The following is a 21,539-nucleotide window of genomic DNA, read 5'->3' as shown; positions in this document are numbered from 1 at the left end:
ATTTTGCAAGACTTCGGAGTATATCAGCCCGCGCGGTTGAATAAAGCTTATTGGTTTACCTCAATCACCGCGGCTGTGTTATAATTTGCGACCTTTGAATCCGGGATACAGTAGAGGGATAGCGGTTAGATGAGCGACCTTGCGAGAGAAATTACACCGGTTAACATCGAGGAAGAGCTGAAGAGCTCCTATCTGGACTATGCGATGTCGGTCATTGTTGGCCGTGCGCTGCCGGACGTCCGCGATGGCCTGAAGCCGGTACACCGTCGCGTACTATACGCCATGAACGTATTGGGCAATGACTGGAATAAAGCCTACAAAAAATCTGCCCGTGTCGTTGGTGACGTAATCGGTAAATACCATCCCCATGGTGATTCCGCGGTGTACGACACTATCGTCCGAATGGCGCAGCCATTCTCGCTGCGTTACATGCTGGTAGATGGTCAGGGTAACTTTGGTTCTATCGACGGCGACTCCGCCGCGGCAATGCGTTATACGGAAATCCGTCTGGCGAAAATTGCCCATGAGCTGATGGCTGACCTGGAAAAAGAGACGGTTGATTTCGTTGATAACTATGACGGCACGGAACGCATTCCGGACGTTATGCCAACGAAAATCCCTAACCTGCTGGTGAACGGTTCGTCCGGTATCGCCGTCGGTATGGCAACCAACATTCCACCGCATAACATCACGGAAGTGATCAACGGCTGCCTGGCCTATATTGAGGATGAAGACATCAGCATTGAAGGGCTGATGGAACACATCCCGGGTCCAGACTTCCCGACGGCGGCGATCATCAACGGTCGTCGTGGTATTGAAGAAGCGTACCGCACCGGACGTGGCAAGATTTATATCCGTGCCCGCGCCGAAGTGGAAGCGGACGCCAAAACCGGCCGTGAAACCATCATTGTTCACGAGATCCCGTATCAGGTGAACAAAGCGCGTCTGATTGAAAAAATCGCCGAGCTGGTAAAAGAAAAACGTGTTGAAGGCATCAGCGCGCTGCGTGACGAATCTGATAAAGACGGCATGCGCATCGTGATTGAAATCAAACGCGACGCGGTGGGCGAGGTTGTACTGAACAACCTGTATTCCCAGACTCAGCTCCAGGTCTCCTTCGGTATCAACATGGTTGCATTGCACCATGGTCAGCCGAAGATCATGAACCTGAAAGATATTCTGAGCGCGTTTGTGCGTCACCGCCGTGAAGTGGTGACTCGCCGTACTATTTTCGAACTGCGTAAAGCCCGCGACCGTGCGCATATCCTTGAAGCGCTGGCCGTTGCACTGGCAAACATCGACCCAATCATTGAGTTGATTCGCCGTGCACCAACCCCTGCGGAAGCGAAAGCGTCTCTGATTGCCCGTCCGTGGGATCTGGGCAACGTGGCCGCCATGCTGGAACGCGCTGGCGACGATGCTGCGCGTCCTGAATGGCTGGAGCCTGAGTTCGGCGTGCGTGACGGTCAGTACTACCTGACTGAACAGCAGGCCCAGGCGATTCTGGATCTGCGTCTGCAGAAACTGACTGGCCTTGAGCACGAAAAACTGCTCGACGAATACAAAGAACTGCTGGAACAGATTGCCGAGCTGCTGCATATCCTGGGTAGCGCAGAGCGCCTGATGGAAGTGATCCGTGAAGAGCTGGAACTGGTCCGCGATCAGTTCGGCGATGTGCGTCGCACCGAAATCACGGCGAACAGCTCTGATATCAACATTGAAGATCTGATCAACCGCGAAGATGTGGTGGTCACCCTGTCTCACCAGGGCTATGTGAAGTATCAGCCGCTGACCGACTACGAAGCACAGCGTCGTGGCGGTAAAGGCAAATCGGCAGCACGTATTAAAGAAGAAGACTTTATTGACCGTCTGCTGGTGGCAAACACCCATGACACGATCCTCTGCTTCTCAAGCCGTGGTCGTCTGTACTGGATGAAGGTCTATCAGCTGCCAGAAGCGAGCCGTGGTGCGCGTGGTCGTCCAATCGTGAACCTGCTGCCGCTGGAAGCGAACGAACGTATCACCGCGATTCTGCCGGTACGTGAGTACGAAGAAGGCGTGAACGTCTTTATGGCGACCGCCAGCGGTACCGTGAAGAAAACCGCGCTGACCGAATTCAGCCGTCCACGTTCTGCCGGTATCATCGCGGTGAACCTGAACGACGGTGACGAACTGATTGGCGTTGACCTCACCTCCGGTTCCGATGAAGTGATGCTGTTCTCCGCCGCCGGTAAAGTGGTGCGCTTCAAAGAGAACGCGGTTCGTGCAATGGGCCGTACTGCAACAGGTGTTCGTGGTATCAAACTGGCCGGTGAAGATACCGTCGTTTCCCTGATCGTTCCGCGCGGTGAAGGTGCTATCCTGACCGTCACGCAGAACGGCTACGGTAAACGTACTGCCGAAAGCGAATACCCGACCAAGTCTCGTGGCACGCAGGGCGTTATCTCTATCAAGGTTACCGAGCGCAACGGATCCGTTGTGGGTGCGGTACAGGTAGACGATGCCGACCAGATCATGATGATCACGGATGCCGGTACGCTGGTGCGTACACGCGTATCTGAGATCAGCGTGGTTGGCCGTAATACTCAGGGTGTGATCCTCATCCGTACCGCGGAAGATGAGAACGTCGTGGGTCTGCAGCGTGTAGCTGAGCCTGTGGATGACGAAGAACTCGACTCCATCGACGGTAGCGTCGCAGAAGGTGATGATGAAATCGCACCAGAAGCCGATACCGAAGATGATGCAGCGGATGACGCTGACGAGTAATGTCTCCTGATGCAAAAAGGGCCGGTTTCCGGCCCTTTTCTTTTGCACAATCAGATAAGTGAACGTTGCGACAAGGCGCGTTTACCGCTACCTTAACCACATTCTTTTTGACCCCGACGGCGGAGCCTCGCCCCTTTGAAATACCTCGTCTCCTTTCGTACCACGCTGAAAGTCTCTCGCTATCTGTTTCGGGCGCTGGCGCTCTTGCTTTGGTTGCTGGTGGCATTATTGTCGGTGTTTTACATCGTTAACGCCCTTCATCAGAAAGAAGCGGAGATCCGCCAGGAGTTTAACTTAAGCTCCGATCAGGCCCAGCGCTATATTCAGCGAACGTCCGACGTGATGAAGGAGCTGAAGTACATTGCCGAGAATCGCCTGACCGCGGAAAACGGCATTCTTGCCATCCGTGGGCGTAATGACAAAACCGAAGTACCGAATTTCGAGCCGCTGTTTCCGGATTCCGATTGCTCTGCGATGGGCAGCACCTGGCGCGGTTCACTGGAGTCGCTCTCCTGGTTTATGCGCTACTGGCGTGACAACTTTTCCGCCGCCTATGATCTGAACCGCGTCTTCCTGATTGGCAGTGAAAATCTCTGTATGGCCGACTTTGGCCTGCGCGATGTGCCCGTTGAGCGCGATGATGCGCTGAAAAGCCTGCACGAACGGATTGTGAAATATCGCAATGCGCCGCAGGACGAGCGCGGGAATAACATCTTCTGGATAAGCCAGGGGCCACGCATGGGCGTGGGCTATTTCTACGCCCTCACGCCGGTCTATCTGGGCAATCGTCTGCAGGCGCTGCTGGGGATTGAACAGACCATTCGCATGGAAAACTTCTTCACGCCGGGCAGTCTGCCGATGGGCGTGACCATTCTGGATGAAAACGGACATACCCTGATCTCACTTGCCGGTCCGGATAATCGACTGAACGTCGACCCGCACTGGATGCAGGAGCGGTCGTGGTTTGGCTATACCTCAGGCTTCCGTGAGCTGGTGCTTAAAAAGAGTTTGCCGCCTTCGTCACTGAGTATTGTCTATTCGCTGCCCGTGGATATGGTGCTTGAGCGGATCCGCATTCTTATCATGAACGCGATTTTGCTGAATCTGCTGGCCGGGGGGGCGCTGTTTACCCTGGCGCGAATGTATGAGCGCAAAATCTTTATACCCGCCGAAAGCGACGCCCAGCGGCTGGAAGAGCACGAGCAGTTTAACCGCAAGATTGTCGCCTCGGCGCCGGTGGGGATCTGCATCCTGCGCACGCAGGACGGGACCAATATCCTCAGTAACGAGCTGGCGCATAACTACCTGAACATGCTGACGCATGAGGACCGACAGAGGCTGACGCAGATTATCTGTGGCCAGCAGGTGAACTTCGTTGACGTGCTGACCAGCACGCACACGAACCTGCAAATCAGCTTTGTGCACTCCCGCTATCGTAATGAGAACGTGGCAATTTGCGTCCTGGTTGACGTCTCGGCGCGTGTGAAGATGGAAGAGTCCCTGCAGGAGATGGCGCAGGCCGCCGAGCAGGCCAGCCAGTCGAAATCCATGTTCCTTGCCACCGTCAGCCACGAGTTGCGTACCCCGCTGTACGGGATTATCGGTAACCTTGATCTTCTCCAGACCAAAGAGCTGCCGAAAGGGGTCGATCGCCTGGTGACGGCGATGAATAACTCCTCCAGCCTGCTGCTGAAAATCATCAGCGATATTCTCGATTTCTCCAAAATTGAGTCGGAGCAGCTGAAAATTGAGCCGCGGGAGTTCTCTCCGCGCGAGGTGATGAACCACATCAGCGCCAACTATCTGCCGCTGGTGGTGCGTAAACAGCTGGGCCTCTACTGCTTTATTGAGCCGGACGTGCCGCTGACGCTGCATGGCGATCCGATGCGTCTGCAGCAGGTCATTTCTAACCTGCTCAGTAACGCCATTAAATTTACCGATATCGGCTGCATTGTGTTGCACGTGTGCCGGGCAGGGGACTACCTGAGTATTCGCGTGCGTGATACCGGCGTGGGTATCCCGGCGAAAGAAGTGGTGCGTCTGTTTGACCCGTTCTTCCAGGTCGGTACCGGCGTACAGCGTAACTTCCAGGGGACCGGGCTGGGTCTGGCGATCTGTGAGAAGCTCGTGAGCATGATGGACGGCGATATCTCCGTTGATACCGAGCCAGGCATGGGCAGCCAGTTTACTATCCGCATTCCGCTCTATTCTGCCCAGTACCCGGCAAAAGCGGTGGTGGACGGCCTGAGCGATAAGCGCTGCTGGCTGGCAGTACACAATGCCTCACTGAATGATTACCTGACGGCGCTTCTTACCCACAGCGGCGTGCGCGTGTCCCGCTATGAAGGGCAAACGCCGGATGTCGACGACGTGCTGATCACCGACGAGGTGCTGGAACAACCCTGGCAGGGCAGAGGGGTGGTTCACTTCTGCCGTCGCCATATCGGTATTCCGGTCGAACGAGCTCCGGGTGAATGGGTGCACAGCGTGGCGACGCCGCATGAGCTCATGAGCCTGCTGGCACGTATCTACAGCGTGCAGCTGGAAGATAGCGACGGGGCGACGGAGTTGCCGTCACCGGATGCGCTGGCATCGCTGAATGACGATATGATGATTCTGGTGGTGGATGACCATCCGATTAACCGTCGCCTGCTGGCAGACCAGCTGGGTTCGCTTGGCTATCAGTGCAAAACCGCCAATGACGGCGTGGATGCGCTGAACGTGCTGAGTAAAAACCACATTGATATCGTTCTTAGCGACGTCAACATGCCGAATATGGATGGCTACCGTCTGACGCAGCGTATACGCCAGCTTGGCCTGACGTTGCCGGTCGTGGGCGTGACGGCGAATGCGCTGGCGGAAGAGAAACAGCGCTGTCTGGAGTCAGGGATGGACAGTTGTCTGTCGAAACCGGTGACGCTGGACGTCCTGAAACAGACGATTTCCGTGTATGCGGAGCGGGTCAGAAAAGCGAGAGTATAAAAAAAGGCCCGTCAGGGCCTTTTTTGTTGTTTCCCTCACACGCCGGGAGGGGGAGGTGAGGCCATCAGGCCGCACACCCGGTCAACATCAATCCTTATCCGACGCGCTCAGCGTAACGGAGGAGAGATAGTTCAGCAGCGCAATATCGTTATCCACACCCAGTTTCATCATTGCTGATTTCTTCTGGCTACTGATGGTTTTAATACTGCGGTTCAGCTTCTTGGCAATCTCGGTGACCAGGAAACCTTCGGCGAACAGGCGCAGAACTTCGCTCTCTTTCGGAGACAGGCGTTTGTCGCCATAGCCACCGGCGCTGATTTTTTCCAGCAGACGAGAGACGCTTTCAGGCGTGAACTTCTTGCCTTTCTGCAGCGCAGCGAGCGCTTTTGGCAGATCGGTCGGCGCACCCTGTTTCAGCACAATCCCTTCGATATCCAGATCCAGCACGGCGCTGAGAATGGCCGGGTTGTTGTTCATGGTCAGAACAATGATCGAGATGTCCGGGAAGTGACGTTTGATATATTTGATGAGTGTGATCCCATCACCGTATTTGTCCCCAGGCATGGAGAGATCGGTGATGAGCACATGCGCATCAAGCTTTGGGAGGTTATTGATCAGTGCTGTAGAGTCTTCAAATTCACCGACTACATTCACCCACTCGATCTGTTCAAGTGATTTGCGAATACCGAACAGTACAATCGGATGGTCATCGGCAATAATTACGTTCATATTGTTCATGTATAAGGCTACCTTGCTACAGCAAGCTTTTGACGTAGGCGTCAATGTCGCTGATGTATTTTTCAATGCCAGAGGCATCTTTCTCACGAATTAGATGTTCCAGCGTTTCACATAACTGCTTGCCGGGAACCAGATTAAGCATGGCAAACACCCCTTTAAGCCGGTGTGCTGTCTGTGCCAGCGCTGCAAAATCATTCGCAGCGGACTCAGTATACAACCGCTTAACATCATCTGGTACTGTATCAACAAAGAGTGAATAGTATCCGCTGGCGTGAAGCTCGGCATTTTCATTGCCGCCTAACGGTGATTCCGCTATCTCTTCCTGCGCCAGTTGCTCTTCTATTAGTTGTAGTACAGCTTCCTGCATCGCATTGCTTATATTAAAGTTGACGCGCAGCTGGCCTGGGCCGATTTTTCGCACGCCTGGCTCATCATCGCTTAAAAGCAAGCCGGAGGCAGTAAGATTAGACGGATTATCAGTTAAAAACAGATCAAATTCTTGACTTGAGAGTCTTTCATCCGGCGTTATGCAGGCCGCGCCCCAGTTTTCTAACTGACGAACCACAATATTGCGGATCTCATTCGAGGTCACATCCACCATCACGACCACATCATCCAGCAGGCGTTCTTCATCTTCTTCCTGTGGATTTGCCGCCATTTTAACGTGCAGTGAGTAACGCGTGCCAAGTGATTCGCGGGCCTTGATATTCAGATGGCCGCCGAGCTTACGTGCCAGCTGATCGCACAGCCAGAAGGTCAGGGCATTGGCCTTGCCGTAATGATCGCTCTGGGTGTCATTCAGGAACGGGAAATGCAGATTATCGATTTCGCTTGTCGTTACGCCTTCCCCGGTATCCAGGATACGGAACGTCAGGCGATCTTCAGCCGACTCGTCGGTACTGACTTCCAGGGTGATCTTGCCGATCTGGGTGGTGGTGACGGCGTACTGAATAATCATCAGCAGAATGCGACGCAGCGCTTCGCGATCGCCGTGACGTTCATCATTCGCCGGTAAATGGTTATTGATCAGCAGCTGCAGCCCTTTGCGCTTAATCACGGGCAGGACCTCAGGCACCACTTCATCGATCAGATTCTGGATAGAGAAGAGAGTCGGCGTTCCTTTCCAGAAATCATTTTCGAGCATATTCGCCAGCTGGATCTCATCTACCATGCGCACCAGCGAGTCGGCCTGGCAGGCAAGCTGATGGCTTTCAGATGTATTCAGCGCCGCCGCCTGGGTCGCCAGCATTTTTAACGGCTTCTTGAAGGCATCACCAATATTCTGCATAAAGGCAGCGCGCCCCTGCTGGTTTTTCTCATACAGACGTTGTGCCTGCTTGAGCTTTTTATTCACCAGCACTTCACGATCCTGATCGCGGATGATGAAGATCTGCGTGCGGGAGGCGATCTGGCTGCGGAACTGTCGGATCTCATACAGCTCGTTATTAATGGTGGCCTGAATCACGCCCTGATGTTGATCCGCCATGGCGGTGATGTTCTGCAGATTGAGATGAGGCAGCAGGTGGTCAGCAATTTTATTGCTCATCACCGTACGGTTGGCTTCCTGATCGTGAACCAGCACCCCAAGCGGCAGCACGGAAATAATCTCTTCATTCAGCGCGCGCAACACGCGCAGTTCGTTACTGGTTCCTGCCGGGACCGGGGCGGCATCGCTTTGACGCCCTGACTGGAAGCGGAACGTGCTGTAGCCAAACAGCGCCAGCGCCAGCAGGCCGATATTCAGCAGCAGGGGCAGGAGGATATTTTGCAGCGTATCAAGCAGCAGGGTGCCGAACGGCACTTGCCACACCAGACGCATACCGGTTGAGTTCAGCGAAGAGGCAATTTCAATTTTCGAGCCGTTAAAGGAGATCGATACGCTCTCTGCGGCCTCTTTGTCCGATGCGGCACGCATATTCTGAGTGCTGCTGTCCGGCTCCAGACGGAAGCTGTCGAGCGGCATATCCGGTGGAATCAAGTCATTGATGGGCAAATCGAAGGCCACCACCGTCGCCAGATGGCCTGGCTGGTTAAAGGTGGTACGCAGCGTAAAGTAATGGCCATTCTGCCAGGCGAGGCGGCGCAGAGATGAGAAGCTCTCACGTTCATCAAGGGCGTTCGCCTGCTGCAGCATTTCTGCCCGGCGGGAATCGACAATGCTGCCCACGGTCGTCTCTTTGAAACCGGAAGAGAGATCTTTTAGCGGCAGGGTTGAGATCAGGATCATGCTGTTGTCCTGACCGTTCAGATAGTACATCGACCACGGCACCGTCTCGGCACCCCAAAGGGTATCAAGATAGGTTGAGATGCGTTGGGTCATCTCAAGCGTTGCGCTGTCATGAGAGCCGAAGATCAGCGCTTCGGTTTTGCGCTGTGGTTTTTCCAGATAATAGACGTCTTGCTTCAGGCGAGTCTCCTGAAGCCCGTCTCCGGAAGAGGTTGCCGGCGCGGCCGCGATGTTGTCGTAAATCTGCCAGGTTGCATAGCGCCAGGTATCAATGCGCTTGTGGACGGCGTGGGTGATATCAACAACCTGATAGCTTTTGTCCTTCAGCCAGGCGTTAACCGCGCTCTGAACCATAACCCCCATTGTGACTAGCAGCACAACGATCAAAAGAAGAAAGAAACGGGTGATGCTCCCGGGTAAGAGGGAGAATTTGCTCGGAGCGGTAGTTTCAGTCTGACTCATTGATATCTTTAACCCGTAATGGTCGTGCTCTATGGCGATAGGGCAGTATAAAGGGTAATACCTGAATTTCCAGCGTCACGCTCTTTGAACCCGCCACTTTTTCGACTGACAATATCGGAGAACGCCATTGCATGAAACATGTACAAAGCGAGTGAGAGTGTACAAATAAAAAACGATACATACCGGTAAATAGCACGAATTAACAAGAAATTGAGATTTGCAGTAATGACGCGGTTCTCGAGGAGAGAGGAAACGAATTTAGTTAATAGTCGTTACAATTTCAGTGCGGTAGCACAAAAAAACACATGCTACGTAAAGAAAGGTAAAAAAAAACCGAATGCCAGGCATTCGGTAGAATTAGGGATAACAGACATTCAAATCTGAATGACGGTAATAAATAAAGTTAATGATGATAGCGAGAGTTATTTTAGAGATAACGGCCGATCTTGTTTTGTCATTCAGTGCTGTAAATATTTTTAATGTAGTTTACTGAATTTAAATGTTTTTTCTTCTCGCTTGATGATAAGTGCTAAATTCTTAAGCTCTCTGTGCTTTGTAAAAGTTCCTTGATGTTTACATTTTGAAACATGTTTATCGTGAAATGAAACATTTTCAAAGTTTTCGTATCATATTCCCGTTGGATTATTCTGTAATTTTGCGGAGAATGAAATTGCCGACTGGTTAATGAGGGTTAATCAGTAAGCAGTGGCAATTATAAGGCATATAACAGAGGGTTAATAAAATGAAAGTTAAAGTACTGTCCCTCCTGGTACCAGCTCTGCTGGTGGCAGGCGCAGCAAATGCGGCTGAAATTTATAACAAAGATGGCAACAAATTAGATCTGTACGGCAAAGTTGATGGTCTGCACTATTTCTCTGACGACAAGAGCAATGATGGCGACCAGACTTACATGCGTCTTGGCTTCAAAGGCGAAACCCAGGTTAACGATCAACTGACCGGTTACGGCCAGTGGGAATACCAGATTCAGGGCAACACCTCTGAAAGCGACAACCAGTCCTGGACGCGTGTAGCGTTCGCGGGTCTGAAATTCGCTGACGCGGGTTCTTTCGATTATGGTCGTAACTACGGTGTGATCTACGACGTAACGTCCTGGACTGACGTTCTGCCAGAATTTGGCGGCGACACCTACGGTGCAGACAACTTCCTGCAATCCCGTGCTAACGGCGTAGCAACCTACCGTAACCAGGACTTCTTCGGTCTGGTTGATGGTCTGAACTTTGCTCTGCAGTATCAGGGTAAAAACGGCAGCGTAAGCGGTGAAAACGATTCCGGTCGTAGCACCCTGAAACAGAACGGTGACGGTTACGGCGCGTCTGTGACCTACAACCTGGGCGAAGGCTTCAGCATCGGTGGTGCGATGTCTTCTTCTAAACGTACTGCTGACCAGAACGACACCGCTAACCTGGCGCTGAAAGGCGAAGGCGATCGTGCTGAAGTTTACTCTGGTGGCCTGAAATACGACGCCAACAACATTTACCTGGCGGCGCAGTACTCTCAGACCTATAACGCAACCCGTTTCGGTAACTCTCAGAGCAGCAGCGACATTTACGGCTTTGCTAACAAAGCACAGAACTTCGAAGTGGTTGCTCAGTACCAGTTCGACTTCGGTCTGCGTCCATCCGTGGCTTACCTGCAGTCCAAAGGTAAAGACATCGAAGGTTACGGCGATCAGGATCTGCTGAAATATGTTGATGTTGGCGCGACTTACTACTTCAACAAAAACATGTCCACCTATGTTGATTACAAAATCAACCTGGTTGATGAAAATGAATTCACCCGTCAGGCGGGTATCGGTACTGATGATATCGTAGCGCTGGGTCTGGTTTACCAGTTCTAATCGCTTCATCGTGTGACAAAGGGGGCCTTATGGCCCCTTTTTCGTGCCTTTTCGGTTCTTACAATTCACCCTTTTGGTGTACTCTTGCCGCCCTGGCATGAGGATAATAATGAATGGACATGACTTTTTTACGCGCCAGCTTCCTGGCTATACTTTTTTTCCTGACAGCATGTGACTCTTCCACGCCTGTGGCCAAAACGGATGCTCCTGCGGCGACGGTGCTGGAAGGCAAAACGATGGGCACATTCTGGCGTGTCAGCGTGATGAATCTCGATAAGACACGCGCTGACGAACTTCGCAGCAAAATTCAGTCGCAGCTGGACGCCGACGATCAGCTTCTTTCGACCTACAAAAATGACTCTGCGCTGATGCGCTTTAACCTCTCCACCAGCACTTCCCTGTGGCCGGTGAGCGAAGCAATGGCCGATATCGTGACCGAATCAATGCGCGTGGGCTACAAGACCAACGGCGCGATGGACGTGACCGTGGGGCCGCTGGTTAACCTGTGGGGGTTTGGCCCGAACAAGCAACCTGTCACCACGCCTGACCAGGCGGCGATAGATGACGCCCGCGCCCGGACAGGGTTGCAGCACCTGACGGTGATCAACCAGTACGGACAACAGTACCTGCAAAAAGATATTCCCGATCTTTTTGTCGATCTGTCGACGGTAGGCGAAGGGTATGCGGCAGATCATCTGGCCGCGCTGATGGCCCAGGAAGGTATTTCACGTTACCTGGTGTCCGTGGGCGGTGCGTTAGTCAGCCGCGGCATGAATGCCAGCGGTAATCCGTGGCGAGTGGCGATTCAAAAACCGACCGACCAGCAAAACGCCGTACAGGCGATTGTGGATATCAACGGTCACGGTATCAGCACCTCCGGGAGCTACCGTAACTATTATGAGCTCGACGGGAAGCGGATTTCGCATGTCATCGATCCGCAGACCGGCCGCCCAATCGCGCATAATCTGGTCTCGGTGACGGTCATTGCCCCCACCGCGCTGGAAGCCGATGCCTGGGATACCGGGTTAATGGTCCTCGGTCCGGAGAAAGCCAAAGAGGTGGTCCGCCAGGAAGGACTGGCTGTCTATATGATCACCAAAGAGGCTGATGGCTTCAAAACCTGGAGTTCGCCGCAGTTCGACAGCTTCCTGGTGAGTGATAAGAATTAAAAAGCAAGGTTGCGGGTTTTTAATCAGTGGCACTCGGGCACGCTGTATGTATGCTTGTAAGAGGAGCTGATGATGAAAAACCCGACCTTTACTACCGATGACGATCGCTGGCTGGCCGTGCTGGCTCGCGATCCGCGTGCTGACGATCAGTTTGTCTTTGCCGTGCAAACGACGGGGATCGTCTGTCGTCCGTCCTGCCGTGCCCGCCACGCATTACGTAAAAATGTCCGCTTCTACCCCGATGTAGATCATGCCCTTCAGGCAGGGTTTCGCCCGTGTAAACGCTGTAAGCCGGACAAACGCGATCCGCAGGAACAGACGCTGGCAAAAGTTGAACATGCCTGCCGTCTGCTGGAGCGCGATCCCGCGTTAACGCTGGAAATGCTGGCGCAGCAGGTCGCCATGAGTCCTTTCCACTTCCACCGCTTGTTTAAGTCCGTTACCGGTATGACGCCTAAAGCCTGGCAACAGGCGGCGCGGGTACAACGCCTGCGTACCGCGCTTGCGCAGGGGGACAAAATTACCGATGCCGTGCTGGCCGCCGGGTTTCCTGACAGCAGCAGCTATTATCGTCAAGCCAACGCTGCGCTGGGCATGACGGCGAAGCAGTACCGGAAAGGGGATGTGGCGGTGCGTTATGCGATTGGTGAGTGTTCGTTAGGCCGTTGCCTGGTGGGTGAAAGCGAGCGCGGGATCTGCGCAATTCTGCTGGGTGACGACGATGCGACATTAACCAGGGAGCTTTTGACGCTGTTTCCAAAAGCAGAGCGAGAAACGCTGGAAGGAGAATTCGCCCGGCGTATTGAGCGGGTGATTAGCGCTATCGATGACCATACCGTGCCGCTGGCACTTCCGCTGGATATTCGGGGCACCGCTTTCCAGCAGCGTGTGTGGCAGGCGCTTCGTGACATTCCCCGCGGTGAAACGGCAAGTTATCGCCAGGTGGCGCAGACGATCGGTAGCCCAGGCGCTGTGCGTGCGGTGGCGGGAGCCTGTGCCGCAAATAAACTGGCCGTTATCATCCCCTGCCACCGTGTTGTTCGTCACGACGGTGCGCTTTCGGGCTACCGCTGGGGGACAGAACGAAAGGCGTTGTTACTGAAACGTGAGGCAAAGAACCCGGAGGGATAATGCTCGATCTTTTTGCGGATGCGGAACCCTGGCAGGAGCCCCTTGCGCCCGGCGCGGTGATCCTGCGCCGCTTTGCGCTTTCCCGCGCGGCGGCGCTGCTTGCCGGCATCGATGAGGTGGCGGCGGTCTCGCCGTTTCGACACATGGTGACGCCCGGGGGGTACACCATGTCGGTGGCGATGACGAACTGCGGAGAACTGGGCTGGGCGACAAACGCGCAGGGCTATGTATATGCCCCGGGCGATCCTGTAACCGGCCAGCCATGGCCGCCGATGCCTGACGTTTTTCGGGCGCTCTGCCATGACGCCGCCGTTGAAGCGGGCTATGCCGACTTTCGCCCGGATGCCTGTCTGATTAACCGCTACGCCGTGGGGGCAAAGCTCTCGCTGCATCAGGACAAGGATGAACCCGATCTGCGCGCGCCGATCGTCTCGGTATCCTTAGGCCTGCCCGCAGTCTTCCAGTTTGGCGGATTACGCCGTAACGATCCGCTGAAACGGCTCATGCTGGAGCACGGTGATGTGGTGGTTTGGGGCAGGGAATCGCGGCTTTTTTATCACGGCATTCAGCCCCTCAAACCGGGAGTACATCCTCAGACCGGCGAGTTCCGTCTTAACCTGACGTTCCGGCAGGCATCCCGTGGCCAATAAAAATAAGAATTATTCTTGATGTAACCGTCCGGCAGTTTAAACTGCTGGCTGATTTTTATTGCCCGGATTGCCTGCATGCAACTACTTCTCCTCGTCTGGCGTCAGTATCGCTGGCCCTTCATTGCCGTCATGGCGTTAAGCCTCGCCAGCGCCGCGTTAGGTATCGGCCTGATCGCGTTTATTAACGTGCGCTTGATTGAAATGGCCGATACCTCACTCGCCGTCCTGCCGGAGTTTCTTGGCCTGCTACTGCTGTTGATGGCGGTGACGCTCGGCTCGCAGCTGGCGCTGACGGCGCTGGGACACCATTTCGTTTTCCGTCTGCGCAGTGAATTTATCAAGCGTATTCTGGACACGCAGGTAGAACGCGTTGAGCAGCTTGGAAGTGCCTCCCTGCTGGCAGGGCTGACCAGCGACGTGCGCGCCATTACCATTGCCTTCGTTCGTCTGCCGGAGCTGGTGCAGGGCATTATTTTGACCTTTGGTTCGGCGGCGTATCTCGCCTGGCTCTCCACAAAAATGCTGGCGGTCACTGCGCTGTGGATTGTTATCACCATCTGGGGCGGTTTTCTGCTGGTGTCGCGCGTCTATAAACACATGGCGGTGCTGCGTGAAACCGAGGATAAGCTCTATAACGATTACCAGACCGTGCTGGAAGGGCGTAAAGAGCTGACCCTGAATCGCGAGCGTGCCGAGCATATCTTTAACCATCTCTATATTCCCGATGCCCGCGAATACCGGCATCACATCATTCGCGCCGATACCTTCCACCTGAGCGCGGTGAACTGGTCGAACATTATGATGTTGGGCGCCATTGGCCTGGTCTTCTGGATGGCGAACAGTCTGGGATGGGCGGATACCAACGTCGCGGCGACCTATTCACTGACGCTGCTGTTTTTACGTACACCGCTCCTCTCCGCCGTGGGCGCATTGCCAACGTTGCTGAGCGCTCAGGTGGCGTTTAACAAGCTCAATAAATTCGATCTCGCACCGTTTAAAGCCGAATTCCCACGCCCGCAGGCCTTCCCGAACTGGCAAACCCTGGAGCTGCGTAACGTCATGTTCCGCTATCAGGACAACGCTTTTTCCGTCGGACCGGTAAACCTGACGATTCATCGCGGCGAGCTGCTGTTCCTGATTGGCGGTAACGGTAGCGGGAAATCCACGCTGGCGATGCTGCTCACAGGCTTATATCAGCCGCAATCGGGCGAGATTTTGCTGGATGGCAAAGCGCTGAGCGCGGAGAAACCTGAGGATTATCGCAAGCTCTTCTCGGCGGTCTTCACCGATGTCTGGCTCTTTGATCACCTGCTGGGGCCGGAAGGGCAGCAGGCTAACCCTGCGCTGGTGGAGAAATGGCTTGGGCAGCTGCAGATGTCCCATAAGCTTGAGCTTCAGGACGGTAAAATCCTGAACCTGAAACTCTCGAAGGGGCAGAAAAAGCGCGTGGCGCTGCTGCTGGCATTGGCTGAAGAGCGTGACATCATCCTGCTTGATGAATGGGCGGCAGACCAGGACCCGCATTTCCGCCGCGAGTTTTATCAGGTGTTACTGCCGCTGATGAAGGCGATGGGCAAAACTATTTTCGCCATCAGCCATGACGATCACTACTTCATTCATGCCGACCGTCTGCTGGAGATGCGCGACGGCAAGCTCAGCGAGTTGACCGGCGAGGAGCGCGATGCAGCGTCTCGTGATGCGGTAGCGCGCACGGCCTGATGTCTCGTCTGACCCTCTCCGACCGGGAGAGGGGATAAAATCGCGGCCGATGTGCCGCTTTTTTATGCATCCCGTCCCGTTGTTTATTCTTATTTACATATCCCCGCGCTATGCTTAATGCCATCTCATTTCATGGATTTATGATTGATGTCGGTATTAAAGAAAAACAGCGCCCGGCAGCGTGACCAGGAACGTGCGCGTCTCATCTGGCTTCTCACGACCGATAAAGCGGTCACTTCTGCGTTACTGGGCAAACTGACCCTGGCTGAGCAATATGATGTCGGCACTTTAGCCGACGATATTGCTGAGGTAGGTGCACTGGTTGCCCATTTGCCTCCGCCCGACCTGGCGGATACCCTCGAAGCACTTCCCTCGGAAGAGCGTCACGCCCTGTGGCGTCTGGTGCAGGATCACGAGCGCGGGCAGGTGCTGCTGGAGGCGTCGGAAAACGTCTGGGATGATCTTATCGATGAGATGAGCGACCGGGATATTCTTGATGCCCTGCAAACGCTGGATATCGACGAGCAGATTTACCTTGTTCAACACCTGCCGCGTAACCTGACCGGCCGACTGCTGGCCTCGCTGCCTGCCGATGAACGGGCGCGCGTGCGCCAGGTGATGCACTACGATAAACACAGCGTTGGCGCAATTATGGAGTTTGGCGTCATCACGGTGCGCCCGGACGTCACGCTCGGCACGGTGCAGCGCTATTTACGCCGCCTGGGCAGTATGCCCGACAACACCGATAAACTGTTCGTGACCTCGCGGGATAAAACCTTGCTTGGTGAGCTGGAGCTGAAAACGATCCTGCTCAACAGCACTCAGCGGCGGGTGAGCGAGGTCATGGAAAACGAGCCGATGGTCTTCTCGCCGGAGGATGACGCGGAAAAAGCCGCGCGTACCTTCGAACGTGACGACCTCGTGAGTGCGGCGGTCGTGGACTCGGTCGGCAAGCTGATGGGACGTCTGACAATCGATGAGATCGTTGACGTGGTCTACGAAGAGACCGATAACGATCTGCGTGCGCTTGGTGGGATCAGCGCCGAAGATGACGTCCATGCCTCCGTGGGCAAGGCGGTCAAAACCCGCTGGGCCTGGCTTGCCATTAACCTCTGTACCGCGTTTATCGCCTCCCGCGTGATTGATGGCTTCGAACACACCATTTCGCAGCTGGTCGCGTTAGCCTCGCTGATGCCGATTGTGGCCGGGATAGGCGGCAACACCGGCAACCAGACCATCACCATGATTGTTCGCGCGCTGGCGCTGGAGAACATTCAGCCGGGTAACTTTGCCTTCCTGATCTTCAGAGAGATGGGCGTGGCGCTGATTAATGGCCTGGTGTGGGGCGGAATTATGGGCGGCATTACCTGGTGGCTGTACGACGATATGGCATTAGGCGGCGTGATGATGCTGGCGATGGTGCTGAACCTGCTGGTTGCGTCGATGATGGGCGTCATCATCCCGTTGACGATGACAAAACTCGGGCGCGACCCCGCAGTGGGGTCGAGCGTGATGATCACTGCCATCACCGATACGGGCGGTTTCTTTATTTTTCTTGGGCTGGCAACGCTTTTTCTTCTTTAACCCGACGCTTAATTCGGGCGGGAAGGAGTGCCATCACGATAATCCCGCCCAGCACGCCAATGGCCAGGTTGCCGGTTGAAACCGTGGCTGCAACGGTCACCAGCATCACGACCGTTTCCGCAATGGGGGCATTTTTCACCGTCGCGGGCTGCAGGCTATGCCAGCTGAAGGTTTTGACGGCGACAATCGCCATAATCCCGGCCAGCACGGCCATCGGGATGCGGGCCATCACTTCACTCAGCGCCGTCACCAGCACCAGAAGCACCAGACCGGCCGCAACAGTGGAAATGCGGCTGCGGCCTTTGCCCATCTCCACGTTGACGATGGTTTGACCAATCATGGCGCAGCCTGCGATACCGCCATACCAGCCGGCCAGAATGTTACCGATGCCCAGACCAATGCTTTCGCGGCGCTTGCCGGACGGGCTCGCCGTCAGCTCATCCACCAATTTTGCCGTCAGCAGCGACTCCAGCAGACCCACAAACGCAATGCTTAATGCGCATGGCCAGATAATGCTCAGCGTATCGGTGTTCAGCGGGACAAGCAGCTGCGTCAGCCCGGGCAGGCCACCGCTCATGGTGCCTTCGTCACCCACGGTCGGCAGGATTTGCCCGGTGGTCACGGTAAACAGGGTTAACACCACAATGGCAATAAGCGGCGCGGGGATACTTTTGATATAGCGGGGCACCCAGAGGACGATCAGCAGCGTCAGCACGAACAGGCCCACAATCAGCGGGCTTCGGCTCCAGAAATGGGGAACCTGGGCGAAGAAGATCAAAATACCGAGCGCGTTAACAAACCCGGTCATCACCGACTGCGGAATAAAGCGCATCAGTCGCGCCATGCCGAGCACGCCGAAGAGGATCTGGATCGCCCCGGCCAGCAGAACGGCCGGCAAAATGTACTGCACGCCATGCTGATGCACCATCGGGCCAATCACCAGCGCCACGGAACCCGCTGCCGCCGTGACCATTGCCGGGCGGCCGCCGAGCACGGACAGGGCAAGACACAGCACCACGGAAGCAATCAGGCTGACTTTAGGATCAACCCCTGCGACGACAGAAAACGAAATCACTTCAGGAATAAGCGCCAGGGCAGTAATCACGCCTGCCAGCGTTTCACGCATCAGCAGCCGGGGAGAGCGTAACACCGAGGCGACATGGCCTTCATGGGGTAAAGAAGAATCGGGTAATGACATAACACTTCGCAGGTTAGGGCAGGCTTCCGTGCGCGCGATCACAAAACGCAACATACTAGCCAGAAAAGCCGCCTTTTGCCAGCCGCATAGGTAATCCCTCACAAACAATCCATCATTAAATTTCACAATTACAATAATTTCTTAACCTTTAAACACCATTTAAAAGTTGTTACCGTTCCCGCGCAGCTTTTTTCACCTGCAATTTCCACGCATCACGCACTTTTACACTAAGGCATAAATTATGAAAAAAATGACTGCCATGCTCTTGTCTCTGGCCGTGGGGCTGAATACCGTCTCAATGGCGGCAAAAGCTGACACGCCAAAAGAGCAGGAAACGGACGTCCTTTTAATTGGTGGCGGTATTATGAGCGCCACGCTGGGAACCTATCTGCAAGAACTGCAGCCAGACTGGTCTATGACCATGGTCGAGCGCCTCGATGGCGTGGCGCAGGAGAGCTCGAACGGCTGGAACAACGCCGGTACGGGCCATTCGGCACTCATGGAACTGAACTACACACCGCAGAAAAAGGACGGTTCCATTAGTATCGAGAAGGCGGTTGAGATCAACGAAGCATTCCAGATTTCTCGCCAGTTCTGGTCTCACCAGGTGAACAGCGGCGTAATGCACGATCCGCACTCCTTCATCAACACCGTGCCGCACATGAGCTTTGTGTGGGGCGAGCAGAACGTTAACTTCCTGCGTGCGCGCTATGCGGCTCTGCAGCAGAGCACGCTGTTCCGCGGCATGAAATACTCCGAAGATCACGCGCAGATTAAAGAGTGGGCTCCGCTGGTCATGGAAGGTCGTGACCCGAACCAGAAAGTCGCCGCGACCCGTACTGAAATTGGTACTGACGTGAACTACGGCGAAATTACCCGCCAGCTGGTAGGTTCCCTGCAGAAAAAAGAGAACTTTAATCTGCAGCTCAGCACCGAAGTGCGTGGTTTCAAGCGCAATGCGGATAACAGCTGGAGCGTGACCGTTGCCGATCTGAAACACAATGAAGAAGAGCACATCATCAAGGCGAAGTTTGTCTTTATTGGTGCGGGCGGCGCGGCGCTGAAACTGCTGCAGGAAACCGGTATTCCGGAAGCGGACGATTACGCAGGCTTCCCGGTGGGCGGTCAGTTCCTGGTGTCTGAAAACCCGGAAGTGGTGAATCGTCACCTGGCAAAAGTCTACGGTCAGGCTTCCGTTGGCGCGCCACCCATGTCCGTTCCGCACATCGACACCCGCGTGCTTGACGGTAAACGTGTGGTGCTGTTCGGGCCATTCGCGACCTTCTCCACGAAGTTCCTGAAAAACGGTTCCCTGTGGGACCTGCTGAGTGCGACCACCACCTCTAACGTTAAGCCCATGATGGACGTCGGTCTCGATAACTTCGATCTGGTGAAATACCTGATTAGCCAGGTGATGCTCTCTGACGATGAACGCTTTGACGCGCTGAAAGAGTACTATCCGCAGGCGAAGAAAGAAGACTGGCGTTTGTGGCAGGCGGGTCAGCGTGTACAGATCATCAAACGCGATCCGAAAGAGGGCGGTGTACTGCGTCTGGGTACCGAAGTGGTCAGTGACAAAGAAGGCACTGTTGCTGCGCTGCTGGGTGCGTCACCGGGGGCTTCTACCGCTGCGCCAATCATGCTGCATCTGATGGAAAAAGTGTTTAAAGACAAAGTTGCCAGCCCGGAATGGCAGGCAAAACTGAAAACCATTATTCCTTCTTACGGCACTAAGCTGAACGGTAACGTTGACGCGACGGAACAGGAACTGGAATACACCAGCCGCGTTCTGCAGCTGCAATATGTGAAGCCGCAAGCTGCTGCTGACGCAGCACCGAAGGCAGAGCTGAAGCCTCAGGCGGAAAACAAACCGGTCGCGGATATCGCACTCTGATGTGAAAAAGCCGGGTAGCGTTAGCGCTTACCCGGCTTATTAAACCGCACAGTATCATGGCCGGGTCAGGCGTAATCGCCACCCGGCTTATCCTTAACGGACTTCTGCGGTGCCCGTCTCTTCTTCCGCCTTCCACACGCGATATTTCACTTCCACGTTTGCAGGCGTATAAACGACGATTGGCAGCTTGCTGTTATAGCGCAGCAGACTGTTGTCACCCAGATACGCGGTAACAAATTTTTTCTCTTTCTTGCCATCCGGGCAGGCCATCATGGTCGAAACCGGAGACGTCACTTTATCAAAGACGTAATAGTCGTAGCCCCAACCTTCCAGGGTTTTGCTTTCCAGCTGACCGCCCAGACGGTGCTGGTTGCAGTCCACTTCCAGCGTCTGGCCAATTAACAGTTCCACTTTGAAATTCGCTTCATCCTGCTGAGCGGGTAACTGAATGACCTGACGCTTCATCCCTTTTTCCGCTTGCGGATAAGGCGCTACTTTTTCCAGAGGCTGCGCTTTAGGGGTGTCGCTGGCGAAAGCGCTGGTGCTAACGCATGCGGCGGCAATCAGGGCAATGGCAAATTGAGGTGCTTTTTTCACAGTCATTCCTTTATGTCAAACTATCAGGCACAGGTTAACATAATGTTCGTGAATGGTTAGTGTAATTTACTTACATTTTCAATATTGGCAGCGTATAAAACTCTATTAATGCGCAATGAGTGGTTGTTTGTACTGCGTTGGAGTCTGGCAGCAGATCGTGTTATTTTAAGTACCACATAATGTTATTCATCTGTGAAGGGAAGAGAGAGATGGTACGTGCAAAACTGAAAACACCTGAAGGCCGCAAGTTCCTGTTGGCGCTACTGGTTGTGTTTATGATTGCTGCCGCGTGCGTTGGGCGGGCAACCATTGTTGGCGTTATTGAACAGTACAACATTCCTCTCTCTGCCTGGACGACCAGCATGTATGTCCTGCAATCAGCGATGATCTTTGTTTATAGCCTGGTGTTCACCGTGCTGCTTGCCATTCCGCTGGGCATTTTCTTCCTGGGTGGGCGTGATAAACACTAAACGCCTTTCCTGCGATAAATAAGCCAGCCTGAGCGCTGGCTTTTTTATTGGCTCGTTGTTCTTCCTCAGGTTTTTAATCCGTCGTATCCTATTC

General features: G+C 54.4%; 14 protein-coding genes. 10 read left to right on the top strand and 4 right to left on the bottom strand.

The genetic code is table 11. From position 1 onward, the window contains the following. Window positions 1-129: 129 nt before the first annotated feature. Together gyrA and rcsC are read left to right on the top strand one after the other, a co-directional pair. Complete coding sequence (gene gyrA / locus HV242_RS16010) at window positions 130-2,766, top strand: DNA topoisomerase (ATP-hydrolyzing) subunit A (protein WP_050737126.1); 2,637 nt, start codon at window positions 130-132, stop codon at window positions 2,764-2,766. A 135-nt stretch (window positions 2,767-2,901) separates the two neighbouring features. Beyond that, window positions 2,902-5,748, top strand: a complete 2,847-nt coding sequence (rcsC, locus tag HV242_RS16005; RefSeq protein WP_014170962.1) for a two-component system sensor histidine kinase RcsC — start codon at window positions 2,902-2,904, stop codon at window positions 5,746-5,748. Window positions 5,749-5,835: 87 nt separating this feature from the next. Here rcsC and rcsB read toward each other — a convergent pair whose 3' ends face one another. Both rcsB and rcsD read right to left on the bottom strand, forming a co-directional pair. Continuing rightward, window positions 5,836-6,486 carry a response regulator transcription factor RcsB gene (gene rcsB, locus HV242_RS16000; RefSeq protein ID WP_006176468.1) on the bottom strand — a complete coding sequence of 217 codons (651 nt, stop codon included), beginning with the start codon at window positions 6,484-6,486 and terminating at the stop codon, window positions 5,836-5,838. Window positions 6,487-6,502: 16 nt separating this feature from the next. After that, window positions 6,503-9,175: a phosphotransferase RcsD gene (rcsD, locus tag HV242_RS15995; RefSeq protein ID WP_020883163.1), complete on the bottom strand. Its 2,673-nt coding sequence runs from the start codon at window positions 9,173-9,175 to the stop codon at window positions 6,503-6,505. A gap of 742 nt (window positions 9,176-9,917) precedes the next feature. Here rcsD and HV242_RS15990 point away from each other — a divergent pair. The 6 genes from HV242_RS15990 to mgtE all read left to right on the top strand — a co-directional run bounded on the left by HV242_RS15990 (window position 9,918) and on the right by mgtE (window position 17,286). After that, entirely contained in the window at window positions 9,918-11,033 is a 1,116-nt protein-coding gene (locus tag HV242_RS15990; RefSeq protein ID WP_020883165.1) for a porin OmpC, read from the top strand. Window positions 11,034-11,146: 113 nt separating this feature from the next. After that, a complete protein-coding gene (gene apbE, locus HV242_RS15985; RefSeq protein ID WP_014170957.1) occupies window positions 11,147-12,202 on the top strand; it encodes an FAD:protein FMN transferase ApbE in 1,056 nt (351 codons plus the stop codon). 72 nt (window positions 12,203-12,274) lie between these two features. Continuing rightward, complete coding sequence (ada, locus tag HV242_RS15980; protein WP_063858288.1) at window positions 12,275-13,333, top strand: bifunctional DNA-binding transcriptional regulator/O6-methylguanine-DNA methyltransferase Ada; 1,059 nt, start codon at window positions 12,275-12,277, stop codon at window positions 13,331-13,333. After that, the gene (gene alkB, locus HV242_RS15975) at window positions 13,333-13,983 is read left to right on the top strand and encodes a DNA oxidative demethylase AlkB (protein ID WP_020883168.1); all 651 of its coding nucleotides are present in this window, start codon (window positions 13,333-13,335) and stop codon (window positions 13,981-13,983) included. The genes ada and alkB overlap by 1 nt, the downstream gene beginning before the upstream one ends. A gap of 75 nt (window positions 13,984-14,058) precedes the next feature. Then, entirely contained in the window at window positions 14,059-15,702 is a 1,644-nt protein-coding gene (locus HV242_RS15970) for a multidrug ABC transporter permease/ATP-binding protein (RefSeq protein WP_050737123.1), read from the top strand. A 147-nt stretch (window positions 15,703-15,849) separates the two neighbouring features. After that, window positions 15,850-17,286, top strand: coding sequence for a magnesium transporter (gene mgtE / locus HV242_RS15965; RefSeq protein ID WP_020883169.1), 1,437 nt, complete (start codon window positions 15,850-15,852; stop codon window positions 17,284-17,286). Here mgtE and HV242_RS15960 read toward each other — a convergent pair. Further along, on the bottom strand, window positions 17,249-18,538 hold the full coding sequence (locus tag HV242_RS15960) for a SulP family inorganic anion transporter (protein WP_050737122.1): 1,290 nt from the start codon (window positions 18,536-18,538) through the stop codon (window positions 17,249-17,251). The two genes, mgtE and HV242_RS15960, sit on opposite strands and share 38 nt — an antisense overlap. A gap of 187 nt (window positions 18,539-18,725) precedes the next feature. Here HV242_RS15960 and mqo point away from each other — a divergent pair, with 187 nt between their 5' ends. Continuing rightward, complete coding sequence (gene mqo, locus HV242_RS15955) at window positions 18,726-20,378, top strand: malate dehydrogenase (quinone) (protein WP_050737121.1); 1,653 nt, start codon at window positions 18,726-18,728, stop codon at window positions 20,376-20,378. 93 nt (window positions 20,379-20,471) lie between these two features. Here mqo and eco read toward each other — a convergent pair whose 3' ends face one another. Further along, window positions 20,472-20,975, bottom strand: a complete 504-nt coding sequence (gene eco, locus HV242_RS15950) for a serine protease inhibitor ecotin (protein WP_040018015.1) — start codon at window positions 20,973-20,975, stop codon at window positions 20,472-20,474. 209 nt (window positions 20,976-21,184) lie between these two features. Here eco and HV242_RS15945 point away from each other — a divergent pair, with 209 nt between their 5' ends. Next, window positions 21,185-21,445, top strand: coding sequence for a DUF2534 family protein (locus HV242_RS15945; RefSeq protein ID WP_010433451.1), 261 nt, complete (start codon window positions 21,185-21,187; stop codon window positions 21,443-21,445). Window positions 21,446-21,539 lie beyond the last annotated feature (94 nt).

It is taken from the genome of Enterobacter sp. RHBSTW-00593 (assembly GCF_013784105.1).
Lineage (GTDB): Bacteria > Pseudomonadota > Gammaproteobacteria > Enterobacterales > Enterobacteriaceae > Enterobacter > Enterobacter ludwigii.
This window is presented reverse-complemented; position numbering and strand designations above follow the sequence as displayed.

Coding starts and splice junctions, on each gene's coding strand:
- gyrA (WP_050737126.1), top strand. CDS start 130: ATGAGCGACCTTGCGAGAGAAATTACACCGGTTAACATCGAGGAAGAG.
- rcsB (WP_006176468.1), bottom strand. CDS start 6,486: ATGAACAATATGAACGTAATTATTGCCGATGACCATCCGATTGTACTG.
- rcsD (WP_020883163.1), bottom strand. CDS start 9,175: ATGAGTCAGACTGAAACTACCGCTCCGAGCAAATTCTCCCTCTTACCC.
- HV242_RS15990 (WP_020883165.1), top strand. CDS start 9,918: ATGAAAGTTAAAGTACTGTCCCTCCTGGTACCAGCTCTGCTGGTGGCA.
- apbE (WP_014170957.1), top strand. CDS start 11,147: ATGGACATGACTTTTTTACGCGCCAGCTTCCTGGCTATACTTTTTTTC.
- ada (WP_063858288.1), top strand. CDS start 12,275: ATGAAAAACCCGACCTTTACTACCGATGACGATCGCTGGCTGGCCGTG.
- alkB (WP_020883168.1), top strand. CDS start 13,333: ATGCTCGATCTTTTTGCGGATGCGGAACCCTGGCAGGAGCCCCTTGCG.
- HV242_RS15970 (WP_050737123.1), top strand. CDS start 14,059: ATGCAACTACTTCTCCTCGTCTGGCGTCAGTATCGCTGGCCCTTCATT.
- mgtE (WP_020883169.1), top strand. CDS start 15,850: ATGTCGGTATTAAAGAAAAACAGCGCCCGGCAGCGTGACCAGGAACGT.
- HV242_RS15960 (WP_050737122.1), bottom strand. CDS start 18,538: ATGTTGCGTTTTGTGATCGCGCGCACGGAAGCCTGCCCTAACCTGCGA.
- mqo (WP_050737121.1), top strand. CDS start 18,726: ATGAAAAAAATGACTGCCATGCTCTTGTCTCTGGCCGTGGGGCTGAAT.
- HV242_RS15945 (WP_010433451.1), top strand. CDS start 21,185: ATGGTACGTGCAAAACTGAAAACACCTGAAGGCCGCAAGTTCCTGTTG.